This is a genomic window from Mesorhizobium sp. M0185, assembly GCF_040322175.1.
GTDB lineage: Bacteria > Pseudomonadota > Alphaproteobacteria > Rhizobiales > Rhizobiaceae > Mesorhizobium.
The window spans coordinates 1-23,600 of sequence record NZ_JAMYSY010000016.1 but is presented as its reverse complement, the minus strand read 5'-3'; the positions used below and the strand labels follow the sequence as shown (position 1 = coordinate 23,600).

24 protein-coding genes are annotated in these 23,600 nt (G+C 62.7%); 16 read left to right on the top strand and 8 right to left on the bottom strand.

Going from position 1 to position 23,600, the window contains the following annotated elements:
• The first annotated feature begins 36 nt into the window (after window positions 1-36).
• A complete protein-coding gene (locus NKJ20_RS14985) occupies window positions 37-753 on the top strand; it encodes a pilus assembly protein TadG-related protein (protein ID WP_352744952.1) in 717 nt (238 codons plus the stop codon).
• Window positions 754-936: 183 nt separating this feature from the next.
• Entirely contained in the window at window positions 937-1,581 is a 645-nt protein-coding gene (locus tag NKJ20_RS14980; RefSeq protein ID WP_352698631.1) for a vWA domain-containing protein, read from the top strand.
• Between the two features lie 31 nt (window positions 1,582-1,612).
• Here the strand turns inward: NKJ20_RS14980 and NKJ20_RS14975 are convergent, their stop codons facing one another.
• Window positions 1,613-3,538 (bottom strand): LTA synthase family protein, encoded by a 1,926-nt coding sequence (locus tag NKJ20_RS14975; protein ID WP_023677707.1) that lies wholly within the window; start codon window positions 3,536-3,538, stop codon window positions 1,613-1,615.
• 247 nt (window positions 3,539-3,785) lie between these two features.
• On the opposite strand from NKJ20_RS14975, the gene fabD reads away from it, so the two are divergent.
• The 9 genes from fabD to gmk all read left to right on the top strand — a co-directional run bounded on the left by fabD (window position 3,786) and on the right by gmk (window position 10,833).
• A complete protein-coding gene (gene fabD, locus NKJ20_RS14970; RefSeq protein ID WP_352744949.1) occupies window positions 3,786-4,763 on the top strand; it encodes an ACP S-malonyltransferase in 978 nt (325 codons plus the stop codon).
• A 52-nt stretch (window positions 4,764-4,815) separates the two neighbouring features.
• Window positions 4,816-5,037, top strand: a complete 222-nt coding sequence (gene relB / locus NKJ20_RS14965) for a type II toxin-antitoxin system RelB family antitoxin (protein ID WP_352467166.1) — start codon at window positions 4,816-4,818, stop codon at window positions 5,035-5,037.
• Window positions 5,021-5,287, top strand: a complete 267-nt coding sequence (locus NKJ20_RS14960) for a type II toxin-antitoxin system RelE family toxin (RefSeq protein ID WP_352467165.1) — start codon at window positions 5,021-5,023, stop codon at window positions 5,285-5,287. Before relB ends, NKJ20_RS14960 begins: the two co-directional genes overlap by 17 nt.
• A gap of 54 nt (window positions 5,288-5,341) precedes the next feature.
• Window positions 5,342-6,079, top strand: coding sequence for a 3-oxoacyl-[acyl-carrier-protein] reductase (fabG, locus tag NKJ20_RS14955; RefSeq protein WP_352744945.1), 738 nt, complete (start codon window positions 5,342-5,344; stop codon window positions 6,077-6,079).
• A 187-nt stretch (window positions 6,080-6,266) separates the two neighbouring features.
• Window positions 6,267-6,503, top strand: a complete 237-nt coding sequence (locus NKJ20_RS14950) for an acyl carrier protein (RefSeq protein WP_127851501.1) — start codon at window positions 6,267-6,269, stop codon at window positions 6,501-6,503.
• Between the two features lie 34 nt (window positions 6,504-6,537).
• On the top strand, window positions 6,538-7,800 hold the full coding sequence (fabF, locus tag NKJ20_RS14945) for a beta-ketoacyl-ACP synthase II (RefSeq protein WP_352467164.1): 1,263 nt from the start codon (window positions 6,538-6,540) through the stop codon (window positions 7,798-7,800).
• A gap of 93 nt (window positions 7,801-7,893) precedes the next feature.
• Window positions 7,894-9,114: an endolytic transglycosylase MltG gene (gene mltG, locus NKJ20_RS14940; RefSeq protein ID WP_352453225.1), complete on the top strand. Its 1,221-nt coding sequence runs from the start codon at window positions 7,894-7,896 to the stop codon at window positions 9,112-9,114.
• Window positions 9,115-9,252: 138 nt separating this feature from the next.
• Window positions 9,253-10,143 carry a YicC/YloC family endoribonuclease gene (locus NKJ20_RS14935; RefSeq protein WP_352453226.1) on the top strand — a complete coding sequence of 297 codons (891 nt, stop codon included), beginning with the start codon at window positions 9,253-9,255 and terminating at the stop codon, window positions 10,141-10,143.
• A gap of 33 nt (window positions 10,144-10,176) precedes the next feature.
• On the top strand, window positions 10,177-10,833 hold the full coding sequence (gene gmk / locus NKJ20_RS14930; protein WP_352453227.1) for a guanylate kinase: 657 nt from the start codon (window positions 10,177-10,179) through the stop codon (window positions 10,831-10,833).
• On the opposite strand, the gene NKJ20_RS14925 is transcribed toward gmk, so the two are convergent.
• From NKJ20_RS14925 to lptF, 7 genes are all read right to left on the bottom strand, one after another.
• Window positions 10,834-11,127 (bottom strand): DUF1330 domain-containing protein, encoded by a 294-nt coding sequence (locus NKJ20_RS14925; RefSeq protein ID WP_352453228.1) that lies wholly within the window; start codon window positions 11,125-11,127, stop codon window positions 10,834-10,836.
• Between the two features lie 74 nt (window positions 11,128-11,201).
• The gene (gene rsmA, locus NKJ20_RS14920) at window positions 11,202-12,035 is read right to left on the bottom strand and encodes a 16S rRNA (adenine(1518)-N(6)/adenine(1519)-N(6))-dimethyltransferase RsmA (RefSeq protein ID WP_352453229.1); all 834 of its coding nucleotides are present in this window, start codon (window positions 12,033-12,035) and stop codon (window positions 11,202-11,204) included.
• 66 nt (window positions 12,036-12,101) lie between these two features.
• Window positions 12,102-13,121 carry a 4-hydroxythreonine-4-phosphate dehydrogenase PdxA gene (gene pdxA / locus NKJ20_RS14915; protein WP_352744940.1) on the bottom strand — a complete coding sequence of 340 codons (1,020 nt, stop codon included), beginning with the start codon at window positions 13,119-13,121 and terminating at the stop codon, window positions 12,102-12,104.
• A gap of 12 nt (window positions 13,122-13,133) precedes the next feature.
• Window positions 13,134-14,060, bottom strand: coding sequence for a peptidylprolyl isomerase (locus NKJ20_RS14910; protein WP_352743345.1), 927 nt, complete (start codon window positions 14,058-14,060; stop codon window positions 13,134-13,136).
• A gap of 116 nt (window positions 14,061-14,176) precedes the next feature.
• Complete coding sequence (locus NKJ20_RS14905) at window positions 14,177-16,594, bottom strand: LPS-assembly protein LptD (protein ID WP_352744937.1); 2,418 nt, start codon at window positions 16,592-16,594, stop codon at window positions 14,177-14,179.
• Window positions 16,594-17,679, bottom strand: coding sequence for an LPS export ABC transporter permease LptG (gene lptG, locus NKJ20_RS14900; RefSeq protein WP_023677695.1), 1,086 nt, complete (start codon window positions 17,677-17,679; stop codon window positions 16,594-16,596). Before lptG ends, NKJ20_RS14905 begins: the two co-directional genes overlap by 1 nt.
• Window positions 17,676-18,878, bottom strand: coding sequence for an LPS export ABC transporter permease LptF (gene lptF / locus NKJ20_RS14895; RefSeq protein ID WP_352471099.1), 1,203 nt, complete (start codon window positions 18,876-18,878; stop codon window positions 17,676-17,678). Before lptF ends, lptG begins: the two co-directional genes overlap by 4 nt.
• 354 nt (window positions 18,879-19,232) lie before the next feature.
• Here lptF and NKJ20_RS14890 point away from each other — a divergent pair, with 354 nt between their 5' ends.
• From NKJ20_RS14890 to NKJ20_RS14870, 5 genes are all read left to right on the top strand, one after another.
• Window positions 19,233-20,399, top strand: a complete 1,167-nt coding sequence (locus NKJ20_RS14890) for a flavin-containing monooxygenase (RefSeq protein ID WP_352744934.1) — start codon at window positions 19,233-19,235, stop codon at window positions 20,397-20,399.
• Between the two features lie 73 nt (window positions 20,400-20,472).
• The gene (locus tag NKJ20_RS14885; RefSeq protein ID WP_352471101.1) at window positions 20,473-20,856 is read left to right on the top strand and encodes a VOC family protein; all 384 of its coding nucleotides are present in this window, start codon (window positions 20,473-20,475) and stop codon (window positions 20,854-20,856) included.
• Between the two features lie 49 nt (window positions 20,857-20,905).
• The gene (locus NKJ20_RS14880) at window positions 20,906-22,402 is read left to right on the top strand and encodes a leucyl aminopeptidase (protein WP_352621266.1); all 1,497 of its coding nucleotides are present in this window, start codon (window positions 20,906-20,908) and stop codon (window positions 22,400-22,402) included.
• 38 nt (window positions 22,403-22,440) lie between these two features.
• The gene (locus NKJ20_RS14875) at window positions 22,441-22,890 is read left to right on the top strand and encodes a DNA polymerase III subunit chi (RefSeq protein WP_352744931.1); all 450 of its coding nucleotides are present in this window, start codon (window positions 22,441-22,443) and stop codon (window positions 22,888-22,890) included.
• 92 nt (window positions 22,891-22,982) lie between these two features.
• Window positions 22,983-23,600, top strand: a 618-nt coding sequence (locus NKJ20_RS14870; RefSeq protein ID WP_352744928.1) for a phosphotransferase, incomplete at its 3' end; no start/stop codon positions are given.

The following is a 23,600-nucleotide window of genomic DNA, read 5'->3' as shown; positions in this document are numbered from 1 at the left end:
CGCGAGGTCGGCAGCAAGGCGGTTTTGGGGACAAAAATGCTTTTCGACAAATTCTGCCGTTCGAAGAGCGGCAACTTTGCCCTGATGCTGGCGTTCGGGCTGCCTGCGGTTCTGACCGCCGTCGCCTTTGCCGTGGACGTGTCCACCTTGATGAGGGCCAAGGTCAGCTTGCAGAACGCGCTCGATGCCGCGAACCTTGCATCTTCGCATCTCGGCGACATCGAGGCTTCGCGCAAGGACGTCTTCGACCGCTACTTCCAGACCAATGTCGCCGGCCACAGCGAGTTGAGGAACGCCGAAGCGACGCTTACCGTGGAAAGGGGCCTCAATTACATCCAGACAAAGGCTGTCGCCATGGCGGACGTCAATTTGAACTTCGCCTTCCTGTTCGGCAACGACAAGCGCATCACCGTCGATGCCGGCGCCGTCGAATCGACCAATCAGCTCGAAGTCGTGCTGGTGCTCGACAATACCGGGTCAATGGCCAGCAACGATCGCATCGGCGCATTGCGGACGGCGGCGACGGCCCTGATCGATATGCTCGAAGCGGCGAAGTCGCCGACGCGCAGCGTACGTGTCGCGGTGGTGCCGTTCGTCACCGCCGTCAACGTCAAGGGCGAGGACTACGATCCGGCCTGGATCGACATGGCCGGCAAATCGCCGAACAATGGCGCCAATTTCCCCTTGGTCGGCGGCAAGCGCGTCAACCATATGGACCTGTTCAAGCAATTGGGCGTCGAATGGAGAGGCTGAGTCGAAGCGCGGCCCGGAACCAACAATGTTTCCGACATTTCGCCCGACCAAAACAAACCGGACACCCTGTTCGTACCCTATTTCGCGCCGGACGATCCAGGTAACGCTAAAAATCCAACCAGCTCCTACGGCAATTCAGCGACCGGCTACAACAATTCCTATCTCGACGATACCGTTGTCACCGTGCTTCCCGGCCTCACCAGCGACATGGCGAAGTACAGTGTTTCGACGATGAAGCTGATCAACGACAAGAGAGGCCCACTGACTATCGGCCCAAACCGGGCCTGTCCGACGCCGATAGTGCCGCTGACCGATGATTTCGACAAATTGCGGAAGGCCGTCGGTGAGATGATCGAATGGAACGGCTCGGGGACCAATGTTTCGGAAGGCTTGTCATGGGGGATGCGGGTGCTCTCGCCGGAACCGCCTTACAGCGACGGCGCGCCGTTCAGGGCGTCAGGCACGACCAAAACGGTGCTGCTGCTCACCGACGGCGAGAATGTTGTCTATGGCGCGAAGGATACGCCACAGAAGTCGGACTATGGCTCCTACGGATTCCTGGCCTCGGGTCGGTTTGGATCCAGCGACCAGACCGCGGCCGCGCGCAATGTCGACGATTGGACAACCAATGTATGCAACACATTGAAGAAGCAGGACGTGCAGATATTCACAGTGCTGCTGCAGGCCGACACCGCAGCCAACCGCAAGCTCTACGAGGCCTGCGCATCGTCGCCGTCGGATTATTACCCGACCAACGACGTCAGTCAGCTCGAAAGCGTCTTCCTGAAAATCGGAAGCTCGATTTCGCAGTTGCACTTGACGAACTGAACGACGTCGGCCGCTCTCCCGCCGCCGCTGCTCAACTCGTGTGTGCAGCCACTTTGCCTGTGGTTTCGGGGAAGAAATCGGGCGCCGCATGGCGCTTGCCGAACATCATGTCGTATTGCAGCAGACGGAAGTCGCGGATTGCCGGATCGATCTCTTTCTGACGCGACCAATCGGGGGTGGCGTCGCCCCCCGGTGCCAAAAGCAAATTGCGGTCGATAACGCGGTAGCGCTCTCGCAACTGTCCGAGGAAGCCGGTGTAATAGGGATGGCTGATGCCGGCTGTCTTCAGGATATGGTAGGGCAGGAAGGACGGGCTGACGGCGCCCAGATCCTCGGCCGGGCCGCTGCGATTCGACCAGACGATCAGCGGCGTCTGGTGGTGCAGCAGCATCTGGTCGGCCGCCTCCTTGCGCGGCGCAACATTGTCCTTCAGGAAGCCGGTCTCGACGTAGACCGGCCCAAGCGGCGGCAGATGGTCGCCGAAGAACGCGATGACGGTCGGCCGCTCGCGTTTCTTCGCCCATTCGATCAGCCGCTCGAGGCCGCGGTCCGCGTCGGAAGAGCCTTCGGCATAGCTCAACAGCGATTCACGCGCCCATTGGCTGATCGGCGCCTGCACCTTGTGGGTCGGATTGTTATAGCGATACGGCTCATATGGCCCGTGGTTCTGCAGGCTGACGGCGAAAAAGAAGACCGGCTCGGCGCTGGTATCGGCTTCGTGGATGATCTCGTCGGTCATCGCAGCGTCCGACGCGAGCGGTCCGCGCTTCTGCATGGGCGGCAACGTCTCCTCGGACTTGAAGTCGTTGAAGCCGAAATCGGCATAGACGGCCCCCCGGTTCCAGAACCAGTTAGTGCCGGGATGGATAGCGCGCGCCCGGTAGCCTTGACTTTTCAGGAAGGTCGCCAGCGAGGGAGTCGGTGTCCGCACATATTGCTGGTAGGGAATGCTGCCCGCCGGCAGGAAGGCGTTGGAAAAGCCGGTCAGGGCCTCGAACTCGATGTTGGCCGTCATGCCGCCGAACTCGGGCGAGAACATGTAACCCGTGCGCAGTGCCCGCACATTGGGGATAGGGTCGGGCGTGATGGTGACGCCGGGTAGCTTGGTCGGATCCCAGAAGGATTCGCTCATGACGACGATGATGTCGGGCTTCTCGGCGGGTACCGAAGCCGTCACCTGCGGTTTGCCGATCGCTTCGATCGCCTTGCCGGAATAGCCGGGCGGCGCCGAGACATGCGCCATCGGGACGTTCAGCGCGAAGGCGAGCGCAAAACCGTTCGAGGCATAGTTTTCCTTCTGGTCCCACATGATCGGGATGATCTGCAGCCGGTCGCGTGTCCACGAGAAAGTGGCATAGTCCATGATGGAGACGAAGAAGGCGATCAGCGGCACCGTCAGCGTCAGCCGGGCAAGGCGGCCCTTGTGGCTGAGCGCCGGAACGCGGCGGCGCCATAGCCGCCAGCCATAGACGAGCAGCGACAGGCCGCCGACGATGCCGATCGCCAGGGCAATGGCGGTTCCCGGGCGATCGCGTACCAGAAGCGGCATCAGTGCCACGATCTGCCGGGAATAGAGGAAATCGGTCGGATAGAGCGGATCGCCGAGATACAGCGACTTCTGGTGGCCGACGAACGCCAGCGACAATGTCAGCGGCGCGACGATCATCAGGCTCTGATGACTGCGGCCGAGCACGGCGTCGAGGCCGATGAGGATCAGCGCAAAAATGATGATCGTGGTCCAGCCGGGTTTGAAAGGCTGCAGAAAGAAATCAATGGTGCCGGCAAAGTTGCCGCGCACGATCAGTTCGATGGCAAACACAAGGATGGCCGCAGCCAGCAAGCTGATAAGGCCATAGCGGATGACAGGCCATTTGCGCGCCGGCAGATAGCCGGTCGACGGATCGCCTTCAAGAAACTGGGGCGCCGCCTCGGCTGCGCTCTGCTTGGTCTTTGCCACTTCAATAGTTCCCCGGCCCGCAACAAAAGCGTCACTCGATTGTCATCGAACTGTCACGCAAAGCCTAGCGCCTGTGGCGGAAATAAGAAGAGCCAGCAAACAAATCGTGAGCGGTTTTCATCATGAGTGATCGCCAAAAAGCCTGCCGAAACAGGCACTCGGCCGATATTACGCGATCAAGGTTGGACTTGACTTGGCCGCACGCCTTGCGTCACAGGCAACGTGAACCAGCAGCTGGGAGCCGCCGATGGCCATCGCATTCACCTTTCCGGGGCAGGGCAGCCAGGCTGTCGGCATGGGCAAGGACCTCGCCGATACCTTTGTGGAATCGCGGCGGATCTTCGAGGAAGTTGACGACGCGCTCGGCGAAAACCTATCGAAGCTGATCTGGGAAGGCCCGGAAGAGACGCTGACGCTGACCGCCAACGCCCAGCCGGCGCTGATGGCGGTGTCGCTTGCCGCAATCCGGGCGCTGGAGGCGCGCGGCTTCTCCCTGAGCGGCAAGGTCACCTATGTCGCCGGCCACTCGCTTGGCGAATATTCGGCACTTGCGGCCGCAGGTTTCGTTTCGGTCGCCGACGCCGCCCGGCTGTTGCGCATCCGCGGTAATGCCATGCAGGCGGCTGTGCCGGCCGGCGAGGGCGCCATGGCGGCGATCATCGGGCTGGAACAGGCCGACGTCGAAGCCGCTTGCGCAGAGGCCGCCCAGGGCGCCGCCAAAGATCCCGCACAAGCCTTGGTTTGCCAGATCGCCAATGACAATGGCGGCGGCCAGCTGGTGATCTCCGGCGCCAGGCCAGCGGTCGAACTGGCGGCGAGGCTATGCACGGAGAAGGGCGCCAAGCGGGCGCTGATGCTGCAGGTCTCGGCGCCCTTCCATTCGGCATTGATGAAGCCTGCGGCCGAGATCATGCGGGAGGCGCTGGCCGCCGTGACGAAGAGTGCGCCGGTCGTGCCGCTGGTCTCCAATGTTACGGTGACCCCGACGAGCGATCCCGACGAGATCGCCCGCCGACTCGTCGAACAGGTGATCGGGCGCGTGCGCTGGCGCGAAACGGTGGAGTGGTTCGGCAGCAACGGCGTTGCGACGCTTTACGAAGTGGGCGCCGGCAAGGTGCTGTCGGGGCTGGCCCGCCGCATCAACCGCGACATTGCCACCAGCAGCATCGGATCAGCGGCGGAGGTCGAGACGGCAGTTGCCGCCTTGGGTGACCACGTAGCTTGAATTCATCTGTGCTTGCCGCTACATGAATACATGTATCGCAACAAGGTGCGGCATGCCCACATCGATCCGCCTTTCTCCTGAAGTCGAGCAGCGCCTGGATTTTCTCGCGGCCAAGACTGGTCGCAGCAAGGCCTACTATCTGCGCGAGCTCATTGAACGTGGTCTGGAGGACTTGGAGGATTACTACTTGGCTGCCGAAGTCGTTGAGCGGATCAGGCGTGGTGAAGAAGACGTCATGAGAGCCGAGGACTTCTGGCGTGGCCTGGACGCTTGAATACGCCCGCTCGGCGCGAAAATTTGTCGAAAAACTGGATCCGCAGACACGTCACCGTATCCGTGATTTTATTGAAAACCGCATTGCCGTTCTCGACAACCCGCGTGAACTCGGCAAACCGCTGAAGGGCCCGCTCGCAACCTTTTGGAGATATCGCGTCGGGGATTATCGCATCATTTGCGATGTGCAGGATAACCGGCTCGTCATTCTGGTGGTAACCATAGGCCACCGCGGCGACGTTTACAGATAGCCGAACTCACCGGTCCGTATGATTGGCCAGTACGATTTGGGAAGAGGATAAAACATGTTCGAATTGACCGGCCGCAAGGCGCTCGTCACCGGCGCATCGAGAGGTATCGGCGAGGCGATCGCCCGGGTGCTGCACGGCCAGGGCGCCATCGTCGGCCTGCATGGCACACGTATCGAGAAACTGGAGGCGCTGGCCGCCGAACTGGGCGACCGGGTCAAGCTTTTCCCGGCCAATCTTTCCAACCGCGACGACGTCAAGGCGCTCGGCCAGAAGGCGGAGGCCGACCTCGAAGGCGTCGACATCCTCGTCAACAATGCCGGCATCACCAAGGACGGGTTGTTCGTACGCATGGCTGACGCCGACTGGGATAGCGTGCTCGAGGTCAACCTGACCGCCGTGTTCCGGCTGACCCGCGAGCTTACCCATCCGATGATGCGGCGCCGCCATGGCCGCATCATCAACATCACTTCAGTGGTTGGCGTCACCGGCAATCCCGGCCAGACCAACTACTGCGCCTCCAAAGCCGGTATGATCGGCTTTTCCAAATCGCTGGCGCAGGAGATCGCCACCCGCAATATCACCGTCAACTGCGTCGCCCCGGGCTTCATCGAATCGGCGATGACCGCCAAGCTCAACGACAAGCAGAAAGAGGCGATCATGGCGGCGATCCCGACCCGGCGCATGGGCACGGGCGCCGAAGTCGCCTCTGCCGTCGCCTACCTAGCTTCCAACGAGGCAGCCTACGTCACCGGCCAGACCATTCATGTGAATGGCGGCATGGCAATGATCTAACACTTGGGAAAACGCTTCATTCCGTCTTGGATGCACGGGATTTTTCGTGTAATGCCGCCCGCAACCCGGCGGTTCGGGCAAAAACCGGTCCTGTTCCGCTGCGTTTCCGGCAGGACCATCTTTCAGCTTGATTAGCGGCATTCTGCCCGCTAACGAAGACAGACAACCAAAAGACGAGGATGCCCAAATGAGTGACACCGCAGAGCGCGTCAAAAAGATCGTCATCGAGCACCTTGGCGTCGATGCCGAGAAGGTGACGGAGCAGGCGAGCTTCATCGATGATCTGGGCGCGGACAGCCTCGACACGGTCGAACTTGTCATGGCGTTCGAAGAAGAGTTCGGTGTCGAAATCCCGGACGACGCCGCCGAGACCATCCTAACTGTTGGCGATGCGGTGAAATACATCGACAAGGCCTCCGCCTGACGCTATTTGCAGTCATCACCGGGGAGGACCTGCGATGAGGCGTGTCGTCGTCACGGGCCTTGGGCTGCTTTCGCCGTTCGGCATGGGCTTCGAGCACAGCTGGAAGGAGCTTCTGACCGGCCGCAGCGCAGCCAAGCGCATCACCGAATTCGAGGTGGAAGACCTTGCCTGCAAGGTCGCCCACGTCATTCCGCGCGGTGACGGCTCCAATGCCACTTTCAATCCTGAAGCCGTTCTCGAGCCGAAGGAACTGCGCAAGATCGGCGACTTCATCCTGTACGGGATCGCGGCCGCCGACGAGGCACTCAAGGATTCCGGCTGGCAGCCGAAGACGCATGAGGAACAGTGCGCCACCGGCGTGCTGATCGGTTCGGGCATCGGCGGCATCGAAGGCATCGCCGAGAATGCGATGATCCTCAAGGAACGCGGTCCGCGCCGCATCAGCCCATTCTTCATCCCTGGCCAGATCATCAACCTCGTCTCCGGTCAGGTCTCGATCCGGCATGGGCTGAAAGGCCCCAACCATGCCGTCGTCACCGCTTGCTCGACCGGTGCGCACGCCATCGGCGATGCCGCCCGGCTGATCATCTGGGGCGATGCCGACGTTATGGTCGCAGGCGGCGCCGAAGCGCCGGTGACGAGACTGTCGATCGCCGGGTTCGCCGCTTGCCGCGCGCTCTCCACCGAGCGCAACGACGCGCCACAAACGGCCTCACGCCCCTATGATCGCGATCGCGACGGCTTCGTCATGGGCGAGGGCGCCGGTGTTGTCGTGCTCGAGGAGCTCGAACACGCCAAGGCCCGCGGCGCCAAGATCTATGCCGAGGTCACCGGCTACGGTCTGACCGGTGACGCCTATCACATCACCGCGCCTGCCGAAGACGGCGACGGCGCTTTCCGTTGCATGACCGCGGCGCTGAACCGGGCGAAGCTGACGCCGGCCGATGTCGACTACATCAACGCGCACGGCACCTCGACCATGGCCGATACGATCGAACTCGGCGCCGTCGAGCGGCTGGTCGGCAACGCCGCCTCGAAGATATCGATGTCGTCGACCAAATCGTCGATTGGCCACCTGCTGGGCGCGGCTGGTGCTGCCGAGGCGATCTTTTCGATCCTCGCCATTCGCGACAACATCGCGCCGCCGACGATCAATCTTGACAATCCGGAGCGCGAAACGGCGATCGACCTGGTGCCGCACAAGCCGCGGGCCCGCCAGATCGACGTGGCGCTGTCCAACTCCTTCGGCTTCGGTGGCACCAACGCCTCGCTCGTCTTCCAGCGCTACAATGGCTGACCGCTCTGCCGGTTTCCGTCTGCCGTCAATTTTGCCATATTCGCCCCTACTCTGCCCGAGGGGATTCGTCGCAAGATCAAATGGTAGGGCGCTATGAACACAAATCCGGCCGATAACGGGGAATTCGGGCAACGGGCAACAACGCCCGGCCCGATCGTGCCGAAGACGGCCAGCGAGGCGTTGCGGCCCGAGGCCGGCACGCCGCCGCCGAAGCGCTCGCGTGCCTCGCGCAGCCAGTTCGTTGTGTTCATGAACTTCGTCATCTCTTCGGTGATGCTGATGGTGCTGGCGGCAGGCGTTGCGCTGTATTTCGGCAAGCAGGAGTTCAACGAGCCCGGCCCGTCGGCCAATGGCGACACTTTCCTGGTCAAGCCGAATAGCGGTGTCCAGGAGATCGCCGACCAGCTTGAGCGGCGAGGGCTGATCAGCGACGCCCGCATTTTCCGCCTTGGCGTGCGCGCCTTCGGCAATGATTCGGCCCTGAAGGCCGGCGAATACGAGATCAAGCCGCAGGCGTCGATGCACGATATCATGGAACTGCTGAAGAGCGGCAAGTCGGTGATGTATTCGCTGACTATCCCCGAGGGGCTGACGGTCGAGCAGGCGCTGCAACGGATCGCCGAGCAGGACGCGCTGACCGGCGATATGCCGTCGACCACTCCACCTGAGGGCAGCCTCGCCACCGACACGCTGCGTTTCACCCGCGGCGCAACACGCCAGCAGATGGTCGACAAGCTTCTGGCCGACCAGAAGAAGCTGGTCGACGAGGTCTGGCGGCGCCGAGCGCCGGATTTGCCGATCGCCAACGTTGAGGATTTTGTCACCCTGGCCTCGATCGTCGAGAAGGAGACCGGCAAGGGCGATGAACGCTCGCGTGTAGCCGCCGTCTTCCTCAACCGGCTGGCCAAGGGTATGCGGCTGCAGTCGGACCCGACCATCATCTACGGCCTGTTCGGCGGCAAGGGCAAACCCATCGACCGCCCGATCTATCAGTCGGACATCCAGAAGCCGACGCCCTACAACACCTATCTGATCAACGGCTTGCCGCCGACGCCGATCGCCAATCCCGGCCGTGCGACGCTGGAGGCCGTCGCCAATCCGTCGAAGACCAGCGATCTCTACTTCGTCGCCGACGGCAGCGGCGGGCACGTCTTTGCCTCGACGCTCGATGAGCATAACGAGAATGTCGCTCGCTACCGGGCACTGCTGAAAAAGCAGGCGCAGGACGCCGCCAAGGCCGGGGCAACCAATACCGGAGCCGACACGCCGGCGGGAGCCATCGTTGACGATGCGGGCGCCACCGCCGCCCAGTAGGGCCGGACGCCATCAGGTTGGCCCTGTGCATGTCCGGGTGGATGTGCAAGGGCTGCTATGGCATTGAAATTCACATGATCCTATCCGGAGAAAATCGCTCCGGCTTGAGGGGCATTCGGCAAAGGGACGCACGGCTACATGAACTTGCAGAGCATGACCGGTTTTGCGCGCAGTGTCGCCGAACACGACGGCACTTCGATTGCCTGGGAAGCCAAGTCCGTCAACGGCAAAAGCGTCGAGGTCAGGCTGCGGCTGCCGCAAGGTTTCGACCGGCTGGAGCCGGCCGTCCGGCAGACGGTGCAAAAGCGTTTTGCGCGCGGCAATTTCCAGATGACGTTGACCATTGGCCGCGCCGCCGGCGCTCAAGCGCAACCTGTGGTCAACGAGGCTTTCCTGAAGGATCTGGCGGGGTTGGCCAAGCGGCTGCAGGAGCGGTTCGGAGTAGCCCCTGCGGCGGCCGACGGGCTGCTTGCGCTGCGCGGCGTCCTCGACATTCCCGAAACCATCGAAACCGAAGAGGCGCGCAGTGCGCTCGATACCGCAATACTGTCGGCGCTGGAAGCAGCACTGAACGGACTGCAGCAGGCGCGCCAGGGCGAAGGTGCGGCACTTCGTTCCCTGCTGTCCGGCCATATCGATGCCATCGAGGCGCTGACGCTGCGGGCCGAGGCCGATCCATCACGCGAACCGGCCACGATCCGCGAAAGGCTCGCCGAGCAGATCCGCCTGTTGATGGACGCGTCCGCCAACTTGGACGCCAGCCGGCTGCATATGGAAGCGGCGTTCCTGGCCACCAAGGCCGACATACGCGAGGAAATCGACCGGCTGAAGACGCACGTGGTGTCGGGGCGGGCACTGCTCGCCGGCGGTGGGGCCATCGGCCGCAAGCTCGATTTCCTGGCACAGGAATTCAACCGCGAATCGAATACGCTGTGTTCCAAGTCGAATGCTGCCGCGGTCACCGCCATCGGGCTGGAACTGAAGGCGGTCGTCGACCAGTTTCGCGAACAGGTCCAGAATCTGGAATGATCCCGATGCCAAGCCACATGACTGCCAAGCCCCATGACCGCTAGGGATGTGGGTTCCCGCATTCGGCGCCGCGGGCTGATGCTGGTCTTGTCGTCGCCGTCAGGCGCCGGCAAGTCGACGATTGCGCGCAATCTGCTGGAGAGCGATTCCAGCCTGGAATTGTCGGTCTCTGTCACCACGCGGCCACGCCGCGGCAGCGAGATCGAGGGCGTCCATTACCACTTCCGTACCATGCGCGAGTTCGAGCGGCTGCGCGATTCCGATGCGCTGCTCGAATGGGCGGAGGTGCACGGCAATTGCTACGCGACGCCGCGCGAGCCGGCTGAACAGGCGCTGGCCGAAGGCCGCGACATGCTGTTCGACATCGACTGGCAAGGCGCTCAGCAGCTCAAGGAGAAGATGCGCGCCGACATCGTCTCGATATTCATCCTGCCGCCATCGATGAAGGAATTGAAGGCGCGGCTGAAGCGTCGCGCCGAGGACCAGGAAGCGGTGATCGAGACGCGGCTCAAGAACGCCCGCAACGAGATCGAGCACTGGAAGGAATATGATTTCGTCATCGTCAACGACGATCTCGACCGCGCTTTCGCCGAGGTGCGCGGCATCGTCACCGCCGAACGGCTCAGACGCGATCGCCGGCCCGGCCTGTTCGATTTCGTCTCGGGGCTGCTCGACGAAAGGACGGATTGATCAAATCGCTGTCCCCGCGACCAGGATCAGATTGCGGCTGAGCGCGGCGTCGCGCAGTTCCAATGCCGCGGCATATTCGGCCGAGCGGTACCAGCGCCGCGCCGTGTCCATGTCGGGGAATTCCACGATGATCAGCGGCCGGGGAGACCAGTCGCCTTCCAACCTTTCCACCTTGCCACCGCGTACCAGATAGCGCCCGCCATGCCGGGCGATGGAGGCAGCCGCGTGGGTGCTATAGGCTTCGATCGCCTCTGCGTCGCGGATCGTGACGTCGGAAATGACATAGGCGGCCATTGTTTGTCTCCGGGCAGGTTTGTCCGGCTATCTATGCCGTGAGAGCGGAAACTCCACGCAGACGCGTCCCGGCATCACACCGCGTTGGTCAGGCGAACGAACTCCTCGACGCTCAGCGTCTCGGCGCGCCTGGTCGGATCGATGCCGGCACGGGTGAGCAGCGCCTCGCCGCCGAGGCTTTTCACGCTCTGCCGCAGCATTTTCCGGCGCTGGCCAAACGCCGCTTCGGTGACGCGGCTGAGCCGTTTCACCTCTGCCGGCAAGGGGCTGGCGCGCGGCACCAGATGCACCACCGAGGACGTCACCTTGGGTGGCGGCGTGAACGCCTGCGGCGGCACGTCGAAGGCAATCCTCGCCTCCGTCCGCCAGCCTGCCAGCACGCCGAGCCGACCATAGGCATCGCTGCCGGGGCTGGCTGCAATGCGTTCGGCGACCTCGCGCTGGAACATCAGTGTCATCGATGTGTAGAAGGGCGGCCACTCGGTGACGGTCAGCCAGCGGATCAGCAATTCGGTGCCGATATTGTAAGGCAGGTTGGCGACGATTTTCGCCGGCCCGCCGCTTTCCCCTTTAGCAAGCGCTGCAAAATCGGTTTTCAGCGCATCGCCGGCTACGATCTCTAGCCGGCCCGGATAGTGGTTCGAGATCTCGGCCAGGGCCGCCAGGCAGCGCTCGTCGCGCTCGATGGCGACGACCCGCCGGGCGCCGTTGAGGAGCAGGGCACGAGTCAGCCCGCCCGGACCGGGACCGACCTCGATAACCGTAACGTCGCTCAGGTCGCCGGCGGTTCGCGCAATCTTGCTTGTCAGGTTAAGGTCGAGCAGAAAATTCTGGCCCAGCGCCTTTTTCGCCTGCAGCCCATGGCGCTCGATCACCTCGCGCAGTGGCGGCAGGCCGTCTATGCTCATCGGGCTGGGCTCATCAGGCGGGCTCATCGGTTAAGGCCGTCGAATTTGGCTGATTGGGCTCAGGGCCTACGGCCTTTTCCCGGTATCGGCAAGAACGCGAGCGAGTTTCAGCGCTGCAATCAGGCTGCCGGCACGGGCGATGCCCTTGCCGGCGATGTCGAAGGCGGTGCCGTGGTCGGGCGAGGTGCGGACGAAGGGCAGGCCGAGCGTGACGTTGACCGCCTCGTCAAACGCCAGCGCCTTGGCCGGGATCAGCGCCTGGTCGTGATACATACAGAGCGCCACGTCGTAGCCGGCGCGGGCGCGAGCATGAAACAGCGTGTCGGCCGGCAATGGCCCGAAGGCGTCGATCCCTTCCTGCCTCAGCAGGTCGACCGCCGGGCGCACGATCCGCTCGTCTTCGGTGCCCATGGTGCCGCCTTCGCCGGCATGCGGGTTGAGGCCGGCAATGGCGAGCCGCGGCTTGGCAATTCCGAAGCGGTTCGCAAGGTCGGCGGCGGTGATGCGGCCGGTGGCGACGATAAGGTCAGTCGTCAGCGCTTTCGGCACCTCGGCCAGCGCGATGTGGATGGTGACCGGCACGGTGCGCAGGTCCGGACCGGCAAGCAGCATCACCGGTGTCACTTCGGCGCCGGTGTGAAGCGATGCCAGATGCGCCAGATATTCGGTGTGGCCGGGAAAGCGAAAGCCGGCGTCGTAGAGCGGCTTCTTGGCAATGGGGCAGGTGACGACCGCAGCAGCGCGGCCGGCCAGGCAGTCGGCAACGGCGCGGTCGATCGCCTCGATGATGCCGGCGGCGTTGGCTGGATCCGGGCGGCCGGGACTGTCGACGAAACGGGCAGCAAGCGCCACCACCGGCAGCGCGCGCGAAAACACCCCCGGCGCTAACGCCGGCGTCGTCTCGGCAATCGCGATATCGGTGCCGAGCCTGTGCGCCCGCGCGGCAATCAGTGCCGGATCGGCAAGGAGATAAAAAGACGGAACGCCAGCGCTATCGCGGCTCTGCCAAGCAGCGATGGCGATGTCCGGCCCCACGCCGGACGGATCGCCGACGCTCAACGCCAGCGGAAGCTCTGCGTCAGGCACGGCGCTTCGACTTCAGCGCTCGATTATGCGGGCTTTCTTCCGCAACTCCTCGACATATTTCTTCGAGAGTTCGTCGGCGTTCTTGTCGCTCGAACCTTCACTCTGGAACACCATCTGCGCGGCTTTGTCGTCTGACACTTCGCGCGACGAGCAGATGCCGATGAATTCGACACCGCGGTCGGTTTCGCGCGTCGTGGTGGCGCCGCCGACCTTTGTAGCCTTTATCTGCTCGGCCCAGTCCGCCGGCAATTGCGGCGCCAACACCCGGCCGAGATCGCGAACGGTGACATCGATCAGGCCCTTGGCGAATTCGCGCGTGGTGTTGCAGCCGTTGAAGCGGGCGCGCATGGCATCGGCTTCGCGTTTGCGCTTGGCCAGCGTCGCGCTGCGCTCGGCGGCCGGCACCACGAAGATGACCTGCTGCAGCATGTACTCTGTGGCGCTCGGTTTGCTGCCGCCTTTTTCGAGCATGCGCTTGACGAGGTCCTGCTCGCTCATTGCGCCGCCACCGTCTCCGGAACGGGAACGCGCGGTCAGCGCCTGGTTCCAGGCCATCTGCGCCCGGATAAACTCCTTGAAATGCTCCTTGGTGACGCCGGATTGCGCCATCGCGCCGTCAAGCTGCTTGAGCGGCATCTTGTTGCTGGTGGCGAAACGCTGATAAGCGGCATCGACCTGCGCGTCGCTGATGCGGATGCCGAGCCGCCGGGCTTCGGCCAGGCGCAGCGTCTGGTCGATCATTTCCTGGCCGGCATCGCCCTTTCTGTGCTGCAGGCGCAGGAAAGCGGCCCGATGCTGGATGTCGCCGGTGGTTATCGGTATATTGTTGACGACGTATTTGATCTCGGTGGCGAAAACTGGCCGCGTCACCGCGGTGGTCGAGAACGCCACCAGCAGCGCGAACCCTGCCGAAAAGAGGTATTTCCTCATCGAAAGCATCCCAATTCCATCCCGATTCGGCCCAACCTATCCAGTTCAGGCCGTCAAAATTCGTGCCTGCTCTATGCGGCGAAACAATGTCGTCCGCCAGGCGCCCCGTTGCCGACCGCTGCCCGTTATTGAATGGTGTCGATGGAGCGTTGCGACGAACCGAAATCGCCGAGCGTGCGGAACGACAGGTTGAAGCCGACGTTCTGCGATACTTCCTTGGTGTTCAGGTCACGTCTTTCCGAAAACGTCATCAAATAGGTAAAGCACGAATCACTATAGGCAAAGCCGACCCCGTCCTTGACCAGAACGCTCTGCTCCAGATCATACGTGCCGGTGCCAAAGACGCGCCAATTCTCGGCAAGATGTGTCGAGGCGCCGAGCGTAACCTCATGGCGATCGGTCGAGAAGCCATAGAGCGGCTGCGCCTGGATGAAGGCGTATTTGGCGCTCAGCGATACCGGCAGGCCTGAAAAGGCGGCCTTTACCTCAGCGCGGCGGATCTCGAAGCTTTGCTCGTCGAAACGGCCGCTGACCGAGCCGGAAAACCCGCTGGGGCTGTTGAAGCCGACAAGGCCGACATAGTCGGAGGTTGCAGTTTCAAGACCCGAATAGGCGCCGACATTGACCAGGTCCGGCGTGCCGAACGAGTTCTGGCCGCCGAGCTGGTAGGATTGGCCGAACACCGCATTGGTGCCCCAGCCATTGTCATATGCGCCGGAATAGCGCAGCCCGACATTGGCGCGTGTGCCGCCTTCCATGCGGTCATAGCCCGAGAATTTGTCGCGCTCGAACAGCGTCGTGGCGTCGAAGACGAAGCTCTGGGCGTCCTCGTTGGGGACCGCCAGCCCGCCGACATATTGCTCGTTCGGACGCATGAATACCTGCGCCATCGGTTCGAAGACATGGCTGGAACTGGTCATCGAAAACAGCACCGGCCAGCGCATCTCAAGGCCGGCGGTCGCCATGTAGCGGGCAAGCGATGAACGCATATCGTCCTCGACGCCGAGATTGGTCGCCATCTGGTTGACGGCGTCGAGCGAGGCCGAGGAGGCGTTGACGTAGCCGGCGTCGCCGCGCAGCGCCAGGAGCGGTGTCAGCAGCAGCCCGCCATCGGTGGTGAAGGTGCGCTTCCATTCGGCTTCCGCGGTAAGGCGCCCGGATTGACCGTCGATGCCGCGGACGTTGTTGACGGACGAAGGGATGCCCGAATTTGCAAGAGCCGTATCGAGCCTGTCGCGGTCAATGACCCGCGCGTTGACGTCGAACGACAGCTGCCCGCCGACCACCGGCATGTCGGGGATATAAGCGTAGTCGAGCGAGGGCAGCACCCAGGGCTGCTTGGCGGCGCGTGCAGTCGGATCGCTGGCGAGCGTGTCTTCCTGAACCTCGAAGTGCATGGCGCGCACGTCGAAGTAATTGCGATCGTTGAGCCCCGTCAGGTACACCTCGGAGCGGTGCACGCTATCGTTGAAGCCATCGATGTCGTAGGTGCGCGCGAAATTCTTGTCGCTCTGCAGCAGGATGTCCCAGCCGAAGTCCCAGCGCGGGTTGATGGCGAACTGGCCCTGGGTGCCCATCATGCCGCGGAACCTGTTCGGGTCGCCTTCGGTACCCGAATTCACGTTGTGGCCATTGTCGTCGATGAAGGCGTCGGGATTCTCCTGCCGGATGCCCGCAATCTTCAGGCTGTACTGACCGTTGTTGAAGCGCTGCCTCCACTCGGCCTCACCGAGGAAACCTTGCTTGGTATAGCCGCTGCCAGTGACAGTGAGATCGTAGGTCGGCGAGAGCGCGAAATAATAGGGGACTTTAACACCGACGCCGAGATCGCTCTTGTAGGCGACGCCGGGGATCAGGAAGCCGCTCTTGCGCTTGACCGTTGGGTCGGCGATCTCGAAAGCCGGCAGATAGGCCAGCGGAAAGCCGAAGAACTCGAAATTCGAGTTCTCGAAGCGAACCGTCTTCTTCTCGCCGTTCCAGATGATCTTCCTGGCCTTGATACGCCAGGTCGGCGCTTTGTCGGGCTTGTCCTCGCACGGCTCGCAGGCGGTGTAGACGCCGTTGTGGAACGTCGTCAGCACGCCGCCCATGCGCTCCGCGCTTTCGGCGGCGAAATACGCCTTGTCTATGGTCTCGACCCGCAGCGCGTTGACGAAGCCGTCGGCGAAATCGTCAGTGATGTCGGCATGCTGCGAATAGATTTTGGTGCCGTCGCTATTGACGAGTTCGACATTGCCGCTGGCGACGAGGCGTTTGGTGTTGCGGTTGTATTCGACCCGCTGGGCGACCAGACGGTTGCCGCCATAGTCGATCTGGACGCCGCCGACGGCCGTCACTGTCTGCTTGTCGTTGTCGTAGACCAGCGTATCGGCTGCCAGCAGCATCTGCGTGCCGCTCGGAACCTTCGTTGCCAGCTCACTGACGTCCTGGGCAAAAGCCGGAGCAACCGGGGCGACGCTGGCAAGCAGGCACGCCAAGGCGCTCGCCGCAGAGAGGCGTGCCAAACCGGCGTGCCTATGGCTGCGCAAAACCGCCTCCCTCACTAGCCGTCTTCCTTGTATAGCAGGAATGTCACCCCGAAGAACATAGCCACGACAACCGGGACCCAAGCCGCTACGGCAGTGGGTACGAATCCCGCTACGCCGAATGCCTTGACCAGCACCGAAACGACATAAAGCAGAAAGCCGGCCACGATGCCACCCAGAATCATCGTTGCCGACTGCCCCATCCTCGCAAATCGCATTGATACCGTTGCCGCAATCAGCGTCATCGCGACAAGCAGGAAGGGCAGCGCAATCAGGGAATTGAACTGCATGGCGAAGGCATTTGCCTTGAGGCCGAAGGAGCGGGCCACTTCGATCTTGCCGGGCAGATCGTAGAAGGGAATGGTCTCAGGGCGCGCCAACCGCTCTTGCACGAATTCCGGCTTGAGATTGGTCGGCAGCCGATCGCTGGGTAACGACTGGATGGTACCGTCCCGGAACACCTTGACGTCCTGCAATTCCCAGTAGCCGTCCCGCAAAAAGGCGCGCGCAGCATCCTTGCGCTCGATGATGTCGCCTTGCGGGCTGAAGCTGAAGAAGACCGCGTCGGCCATCTCCAGGCCTTGATTGAGAATGGCGCGCGCGCCGATGATGGTGTCGCCGGCGTTGGTTTTCTGCCTGATCCAGGGCGCAGCATCGGCCGAGACGCTGTTCGACTTGCCCGAACGGAGCTGGGTCTCGATCTCCTCGGACCAGGAATAGGCGTGCGCGGCTACCGGATTGATGACGCCGACCGACAAGGCTCCAAACAGCAGCGCCCCAATGCAGCACGGCAGCAGGAATTGCCATGCGGAAACCCCGGCGGAACGGGCAATGACCAATTCATATTTGCGGTTGAGCGACACCAACGTCGCCATCGCCGAGAACAGGCCGACGAACGGCACCGTCTGCAGCATGATCATCGGCATCCTGAGCCCCGAAATGGCGAACGCAGTTGCGTAGGTGAAGCCCGGCACGCCGGTCGTACGGCCGGAAAGCTCGGTGAAATCGATCAGGAACACCAGCGCCAAGAGGCCGATGAAGAACCAGATGGTGATCGTCACATAGCGAAAGAAGAAGTACCGACCCAGAGTCCAGCCCATCAGCCGGCTCCCTGTCCGGATGCGCCACGCCCGGCAAAACGGAGCTTGATGGCGCTCCAGCCGTCACTGAAGCGGCCGGCAAGATTGGTTATCCAATCGGCCCAGGCAACCGGCAGTTCCATGGTCCGGTTGGACACGATGAACCAGATGGCAATCGCCGATGCCACGATCGGGACGCCGTAGACCATATAGGCATATTGCGGCACCTTGTCGGCCTTGCCGGCGGCAAAGAACCCGAGCCAGCGCACGAACAGCGCGATCGCGATTGCCGTGATCAGCGGGTGCACACGCGCCTCGCGATGCGAGCGCGCATCTCCGGCAACGGCGAGCGCGATCAGCGCGAAGACGAGCGAATAGGACCACTCGGAAAAACGCTGGTTGAGCTCGGCCAGGTACCTGTTCGGCTTTTGCTGGTACATCTTGTCGTTCGGACTGGGATTGAGCAGATACTGGGTCGTCCGGTCCTTCGGCAAAAGCAGGATGTCAGATGATGCCGACATGAAAGCGGACAAGTCGAAGGCGTAGGAGGTGAACCGGATCACCGAGAGGTCGCCGGTCATGGTTTTGCGATGGATGACGCCGTCATTCATCATCAGCACCTTCTCGTCGCCGCGTTCGATGATGCTGCCGGTCTTGGCGTAGTAGATGAGATTGACGCCTTCTTCGCGCGAATCGGCGACGAAGATGCCGCCGAGACGGTTGTCGGGAAGCCGTTCGCCAACCTGCAGGAACAGGCCGTCATCGATCTTACGGAAGGTGCCTTCCTGGATGATCAACGACAACAGATCGGCACGCGACGACGCAATCAACTCGCGGTTCTTCTGGCGTGCGTAAGGGTCGACGCCATTGTCGACGGCGAAGGAAAAAACGCTGGCTGCAAGTGCCAGAAGCATGATCGGCCTGACGATGGTCCAGCGTGAAGCGCCGGCGGCATTGATGACGGCCAGCTCCGAATCCGAATTCATCACGCTGAGGATCTGGGCGACCGCGACCACCAGGGCGAACGGCACGACGATCGGAACGATCGTCGGGATGATCAGCGCTGCGACTTCGAAGAAGGTGAGGGCCGACTGACCGCTATCGGTGACGAGGTCGATGCGGGCGAGCACCTGAGTCGTCCAGACGATCGCCAGCGTCCAGACGAGCGCCAGCGCGAATACCGCGAAAGCACGGCGCATGATGTAGCGTTCAACGACCTTCATGAAGGCTTTTCTCGGCGATTTCGAACGGCATCATGCCTTGGAACAAGGTAGTCGTCCGGCGCCGGCTGCACAACTGGCTCAGTTTGGCGGTTCGATCCGGGTTCAGTCCCGGATCGCAAAATCCGCTGGGCCGGAGTGTCGGCGGCAATGGATAAGAAAGAGCGAACATTGTTGGTTAACAACAGGTTGCGGCGGGAAGCGGGGCCGTGCCGCGACGAATCGTGGATGGTTCGATATCGCATATGGGAGCGATTTCGGCCAAAGTCTTGTCAAATGCGGCAAAACGACCAAATGTCGCGCCGGTCGCGACCGCCGCGGCGTGATAAGACGGGTCAGGATCTGTTGAGCCCCAGCATGGAAGCGGAAAAATTGCGCAGTCAAACCGGTCGGGAAACCGTCTTTGACGGCGCGATCGTGGTCGGCGCCGGCGCGGCCGGCCTTGCCGCCGCCCACGCCTTGATGAAGGCCGGCGTACCGACGCTCGTCCTGGAAAAGGAGAGCCGCCTTGCCGAACCCTGGCATCGGCGGCACCAGCGGCTGCACCTCAATACGCATCGCGATCTCTCGACGCTGCCCGGCGTCGGCTATCCCGCAGGCACCCCGGCTTTTCCGCATAAATCGGCCGTCATTCGCCATCTGAACGATTTCAGCCAGGCGCATGGTCTGCCGGTCGCATTCGGCGTGGCCGTTGAAGAGATCACGTTCGATGGCGATCACTGGACCGTGCGGACGAACGCCGGACGTCGTCTGGCGCGTCATGTCGTCGTCGCCACCGGGCGCGACCGGCAGCCGTTTATTCCCGCGTGGAAAGGCATGAAGGATTTTGCAGGCCGGATTATCCATTCGGCCGATTTTGGCGACGCAAAGGACTACGCCGGCAAAAGGGTGCTAGTCGTCGGAGCCGGCAATTCGGGGTTCGACGCACTCAACCATCTTGCGAATGCAGATGCCCAAAGCATCTGGCTGTCGGCCCGCAACGGCCCGTCGCTGCTGCCGAAACGCATCGGCAAGGTCGCCGTCCACAGGCTTTCACCGTTGATGGCGAGCTTGCCGGTGCGGCTGGCCGATGCGGTGATGGCGACAACCCAGCGCCTGGTTTTCGGCGACCTGACGAAATTTGGGCTTCCGCCGGCTCCCATAGGCGGTGCGAGCCGTCTGAGCGCCGACTACACCGCGATCGCAGCCGATGACGGCGCGGTTCGCGCCATAAAGGCAGGCACGATCGTGGTGGTGCCACCATTGCGGGAATTTACCCAAGACGGCATCGTATTGAATGACGGCAGGTTGATCACGCCCGATATCGTCATTGCGGCGACCGGCTATCGCACCGGTCTGGAACAGATGTTCGGCAAGCTTGGCGTTCTCGACGGCAAGGGCGTTCCGCTTTTCAACGGCGGCGATGCCGATCCGAAATTGCCCGGTCTGTGGTTTACCGGCATGCGGCCGAGCATTCGCGGTTGTTTCGCCAACGCCCGCATTCAGGCCAGGGCGATAGCGGCGCGGATTGTCAACCAGCGATGATGAGCCGGACTATGCCGACTGTTCCGCCCGCAATAGACACGCCTTGTTGAAAGGTGCTCGAACCGAAAGGTCAATGGTCATGACGCCAGTCAGCATTCGCTACATGGTCGATGATGTCGCCGCCTCGATCGACTTCTACTGTGGACATCTGGGCTTCGCTGTTGAACAGGACGCGCGACCGGCTTTTGCTTCCGTCACACGCGGCGCTTTACGGCTCCTTCTAAGCGGACCCGGCAGTTCGGGTGCACGGGCGATGCCGGATGGCCGGCAGCCGGTGCCGGGAGGTTGGAATCGCATCCTGTTGGTGGTGCCGGACCTGAAAGAAGAGGTTGCGCGCCTCAAGAGTGCTGGACTTGTCTTTCGCAACGATATCATAACGGGCGTCGGCGGTTCCCAGACGCTGCTCGAAGACCCATCGGGCAATGTCATCGAGCTGTTTCAACCCGCCGCTCACTGACGAACGTTTCTCGCGATAATCCAACTCACTTCCCCGAAAGCAGGACATGATGAATTCGAGACCCTCGATCGCCTTTGCCAAATTCGCCGCGCCCAAAAAAGGCAGCGTTTTCGTTCTGGTGGCCGACGAGGGCGGCCTCAGCGATGCCGCCAGGGCTTGCGATCCGGCAAAGACCCTCGAGCGGGCTTTTCCGGTCGCCGACTTCACCGGCAAATTCGCCAGCCTGGTCGAAGTGCTGGCACCGGAAGGGACATCGCTCGAGCGGCTGGTGGCGGTCGGTGCCGGCAAGGGCTCCAATCTCGATGATTACGCTTGGCTGAAGCTCGGCGGCACGATTGCCGCGTCCTTTCGCAAGGCAACCGAAGTGGCCGTCGTGCTCGATCTTCCCGGTGCGGCCGTCAGCGGCAGGCAAGCCGTTCAGCTTGCAGCGGGCATCCTGCTGCGCAGCTATTCCTTCGACAAGTACAAGACCAAAAAGAACAATGGTGACGACAAGCGCGAGCCAAAAAAGCCGGTCAAGGTGACTATTCACACCGCCGATCCGGCAGCTGCAAAGAAGGCCTTCGCCGATGAAGCGGCGGTGATCGACGGCGTCTTGCTGGCGCGCGATTTGGTCAATGAACCGGCCAATGTTTTGGGACCGGTGGAATTCGCCGCCCGCATCGCCGAACTGGAGGCGCTCGGCGTCACGGTCGAGATCCTGGCCGAGAAGGAGATGAAGAAGCTCGGCATGGGTTCGCTGCTGGGCGTAGCGCAGGGTTCGCCGCGTGGCGCCCGCATCGCGGTCATGCGGTGGGACGGCGGCAAGGCCAAGGAAAGCCCGGTCGCCTTCGTCGGCAAGGGCGTCACCTTCGACACCGGCGGCAATTCGATCAAGCCGGCGTCGGGCATGGAGGACATGAAGGGCGACATGGGCGGCGCTGCTGCCGTCACCGGGCTGATGCACGCGCTGGCCGCGCGCAAGGCGAAGGTCAATGTCGTCGGCATTGTCGGGCTGGTTGAAAACGCCGTCGACGGCCACGCTCAGCGACCGGGCGACATTGTCACCTCGATGTCGGGCCAGACTATCGAAGTGCTCAATACCGACGCCGAGGGCCGCCTGGTGCTGGCCGATGCGCTCTGGTACTGCAACGACCGCTTCCAGCCGAAATTCATGATCAATCTGGCGACGCTGACCGGCGCCATCATGGTCGCGCTCGGCCAGCATTATGCCGGCCTGTTCTCCAACAATGACGAGTTGGCGGACCGGTTGACGGCGGCCGGACAGGCGACGCAGGAGCGGGTGTGGCGCATGCCGCTCGGTGCCGAATACGACAAGCTGATCGATTCCAAGAATGCTGACATGAAGAACATCGGCGGCCGCCATGGCGGCGCCATCATTGCCGCGCAGTTCCTGCAGCGCTTCGTCAAGGACACGCCCTGGGCGCATCTCGACATCGCCGGCACCGCGATGGGCGCGCCTTCCAACGAGATCAACCAGTCATGGGCTTCCGGCTTCGGCGTCAGGCTGCTCGACCGGCTGGTGCGCGATCATTACGAGCAATGAGCGGCTGGGGCGGGACTCCGACAATGTAGACTGAACGCATGGCCGAGATTCTGTTTTATCACCTGACCGAATCGACGCTGGAGGATGCGTTGCCCGGCCTCCTGGAGCGCAGTATCGATCGCGGCTGGCGTGCCGTGGTGCAGACCGGCACCGAGGAACGGCGCGACGCGCTGGACCAGCATCTGTGGACTTTCCGGGACGATTCATTCCTGGCCCACGCAACGGATCGCGAAGCCCATCCCGCCGAGCAGCCGGTGGTTCTGACCGTCGGCCCCGACAATCCGAACCAGTCGCAGATACGCTTCCTGGTCGATGGGGCGGTGCCGCCGGAGCTTGGCGGCTACCAGCGCGCCGTGTTCCTGTTCGACGGCCACGATGCAGCCCAGCTAGAGGCGGCACGCACGCACTGGAAGACAATGAAGGAGGCCGGCCACACCGTGACCTACTGGCAGCAGACGCCCGACCGGCGCTGGGAACGCAAGGCTTAGAGAATTTGCCGGCAAGGGAATCAGGTGGCGCCGCAAGAGTGCGACGACAAAAAGATGGACCGCCGGCTATTCAGAAGACCGGAGCAAGCCCGATGCCGCCCGATGAACGAACGCCAGGCATGCCGATAGATGCCGCACTTGTTCGCCGGCTGATTGCCGCGCAGTTCCCCAAATGGGCGGACCTGCCGGTAGAGCCGGTCGAGCCTGGCGGCTGGGACAACCGCACCTTCCGGCTGGGCGACAGCATGTCGGTACGGCTGCCGAGCGCTGCCGCCTATGTCGCCCAGGTCGAGAAGGAGCACCGCTGGCTGCCTCGCCTCGCGCCTCACCTGCCTCTGCCGATACCCGTGCCGCTGGCCAAAGGCGCGCCCGGTGAAGGCTATCCATGGCCCTGGTCCGTCTATCGCTGGCTTGGCGGCAGACCGGCGGCTGGTGGACTGATTGCCGATCTTACTGAGTTCGCCCGTTCGCTGGCCGGCTTTCTGGTTGCGCTCTACCGGATCGACGCTGCCGATGGGCCACCGGCAGGGCAGCATAATTTCCACCGCGGTGGCCGGCTTTCGGTCTACGACGCCGAGACCCGAGCCGCGCTCTCGGCGCTAGCCGGGCCCCAAGACAAAGCCGCCCGCCACGCCCGGGGGGGGCGGGCTGTTTTACACCACAGTCGCTGCCCACGACATCATAACGGTAGATATCGGGGGGGGCCCGTT

Bases quoted from the DNA above. Each gene is read 5' to 3' on its own strand.
- NKJ20_RS14985 (WP_352744952.1), top strand. From the start codon at position 37: ATGCTTTTCGACAAATTCTGCCGTTCGAAGAGCGGCAACTTTGCCCTG.
- fabD (WP_352744949.1), top strand. From the start codon at position 3,786: ATGGCCATCGCATTCACCTTTCCGGGGCAGGGCAGCCAGGCTGTCGGC.
- relB (WP_352467166.1), top strand. From the start codon at position 4,816: ATGCCCACATCGATCCGCCTTTCTCCTGAAGTCGAGCAGCGCCTGGAT.
- fabG (WP_352744945.1), top strand. From the start codon at position 5,342: ATGTTCGAATTGACCGGCCGCAAGGCGCTCGTCACCGGCGCATCGAGA.
- NKJ20_RS14950 (WP_127851501.1), top strand. From the start codon at position 6,267: ATGAGTGACACCGCAGAGCGCGTCAAAAAGATCGTCATCGAGCACCTT.
- fabF (WP_352467164.1), top strand. From the start codon at position 6,538: ATGAGGCGTGTCGTCGTCACGGGCCTTGGGCTGCTTTCGCCGTTCGGC.
- mltG (WP_352453225.1), top strand. From the start codon at position 7,894: ATGAACACAAATCCGGCCGATAACGGGGAATTCGGGCAACGGGCAACA.
- NKJ20_RS14935 (WP_352453226.1), top strand. From the start codon at position 9,253: ATGAACTTGCAGAGCATGACCGGTTTTGCGCGCAGTGTCGCCGAACAC.
- gmk (WP_352453227.1), top strand. From the start codon at position 10,177: ATGACCGCTAGGGATGTGGGTTCCCGCATTCGGCGCCGCGGGCTGATG.
- NKJ20_RS14925 (WP_352453228.1), bottom strand. From the start codon at position 11,127: ATGGCCGCCTATGTCATTTCCGACGTCACGATCCGCGACGCAGAGGCG.
- rsmA (WP_352453229.1), bottom strand. From the start codon at position 12,035: ATGAGCATAGACGGCCTGCCGCCACTGCGCGAGGTGATCGAGCGCCAT.
- NKJ20_RS14910 (WP_352743345.1), bottom strand. From the start codon at position 14,060: ATGCTTTCGATGAGGAAATACCTCTTTTCGGCAGGGTTCGCGCTGCTG.
- lptF (WP_352471099.1), bottom strand. From the start codon at position 18,878: ATGAAGGTCGTTGAACGCTACATCATGCGCCGTGCTTTCGCGGTATTC.
- NKJ20_RS14890 (WP_352744934.1), top strand. From the start codon at position 19,233: ATGGAAGCGGAAAAATTGCGCAGTCAAACCGGTCGGGAAACCGTCTTT.
- NKJ20_RS14885 (WP_352471101.1), top strand. From the start codon at position 20,473: ATGGTCATGACGCCAGTCAGCATTCGCTACATGGTCGATGATGTCGCC.
- NKJ20_RS14880 (WP_352621266.1), top strand. From the start codon at position 20,906: ATGAATTCGAGACCCTCGATCGCCTTTGCCAAATTCGCCGCGCCCAAA.
- NKJ20_RS14875 (WP_352744931.1), top strand. From the start codon at position 22,441: ATGGCCGAGATTCTGTTTTATCACCTGACCGAATCGACGCTGGAGGAT.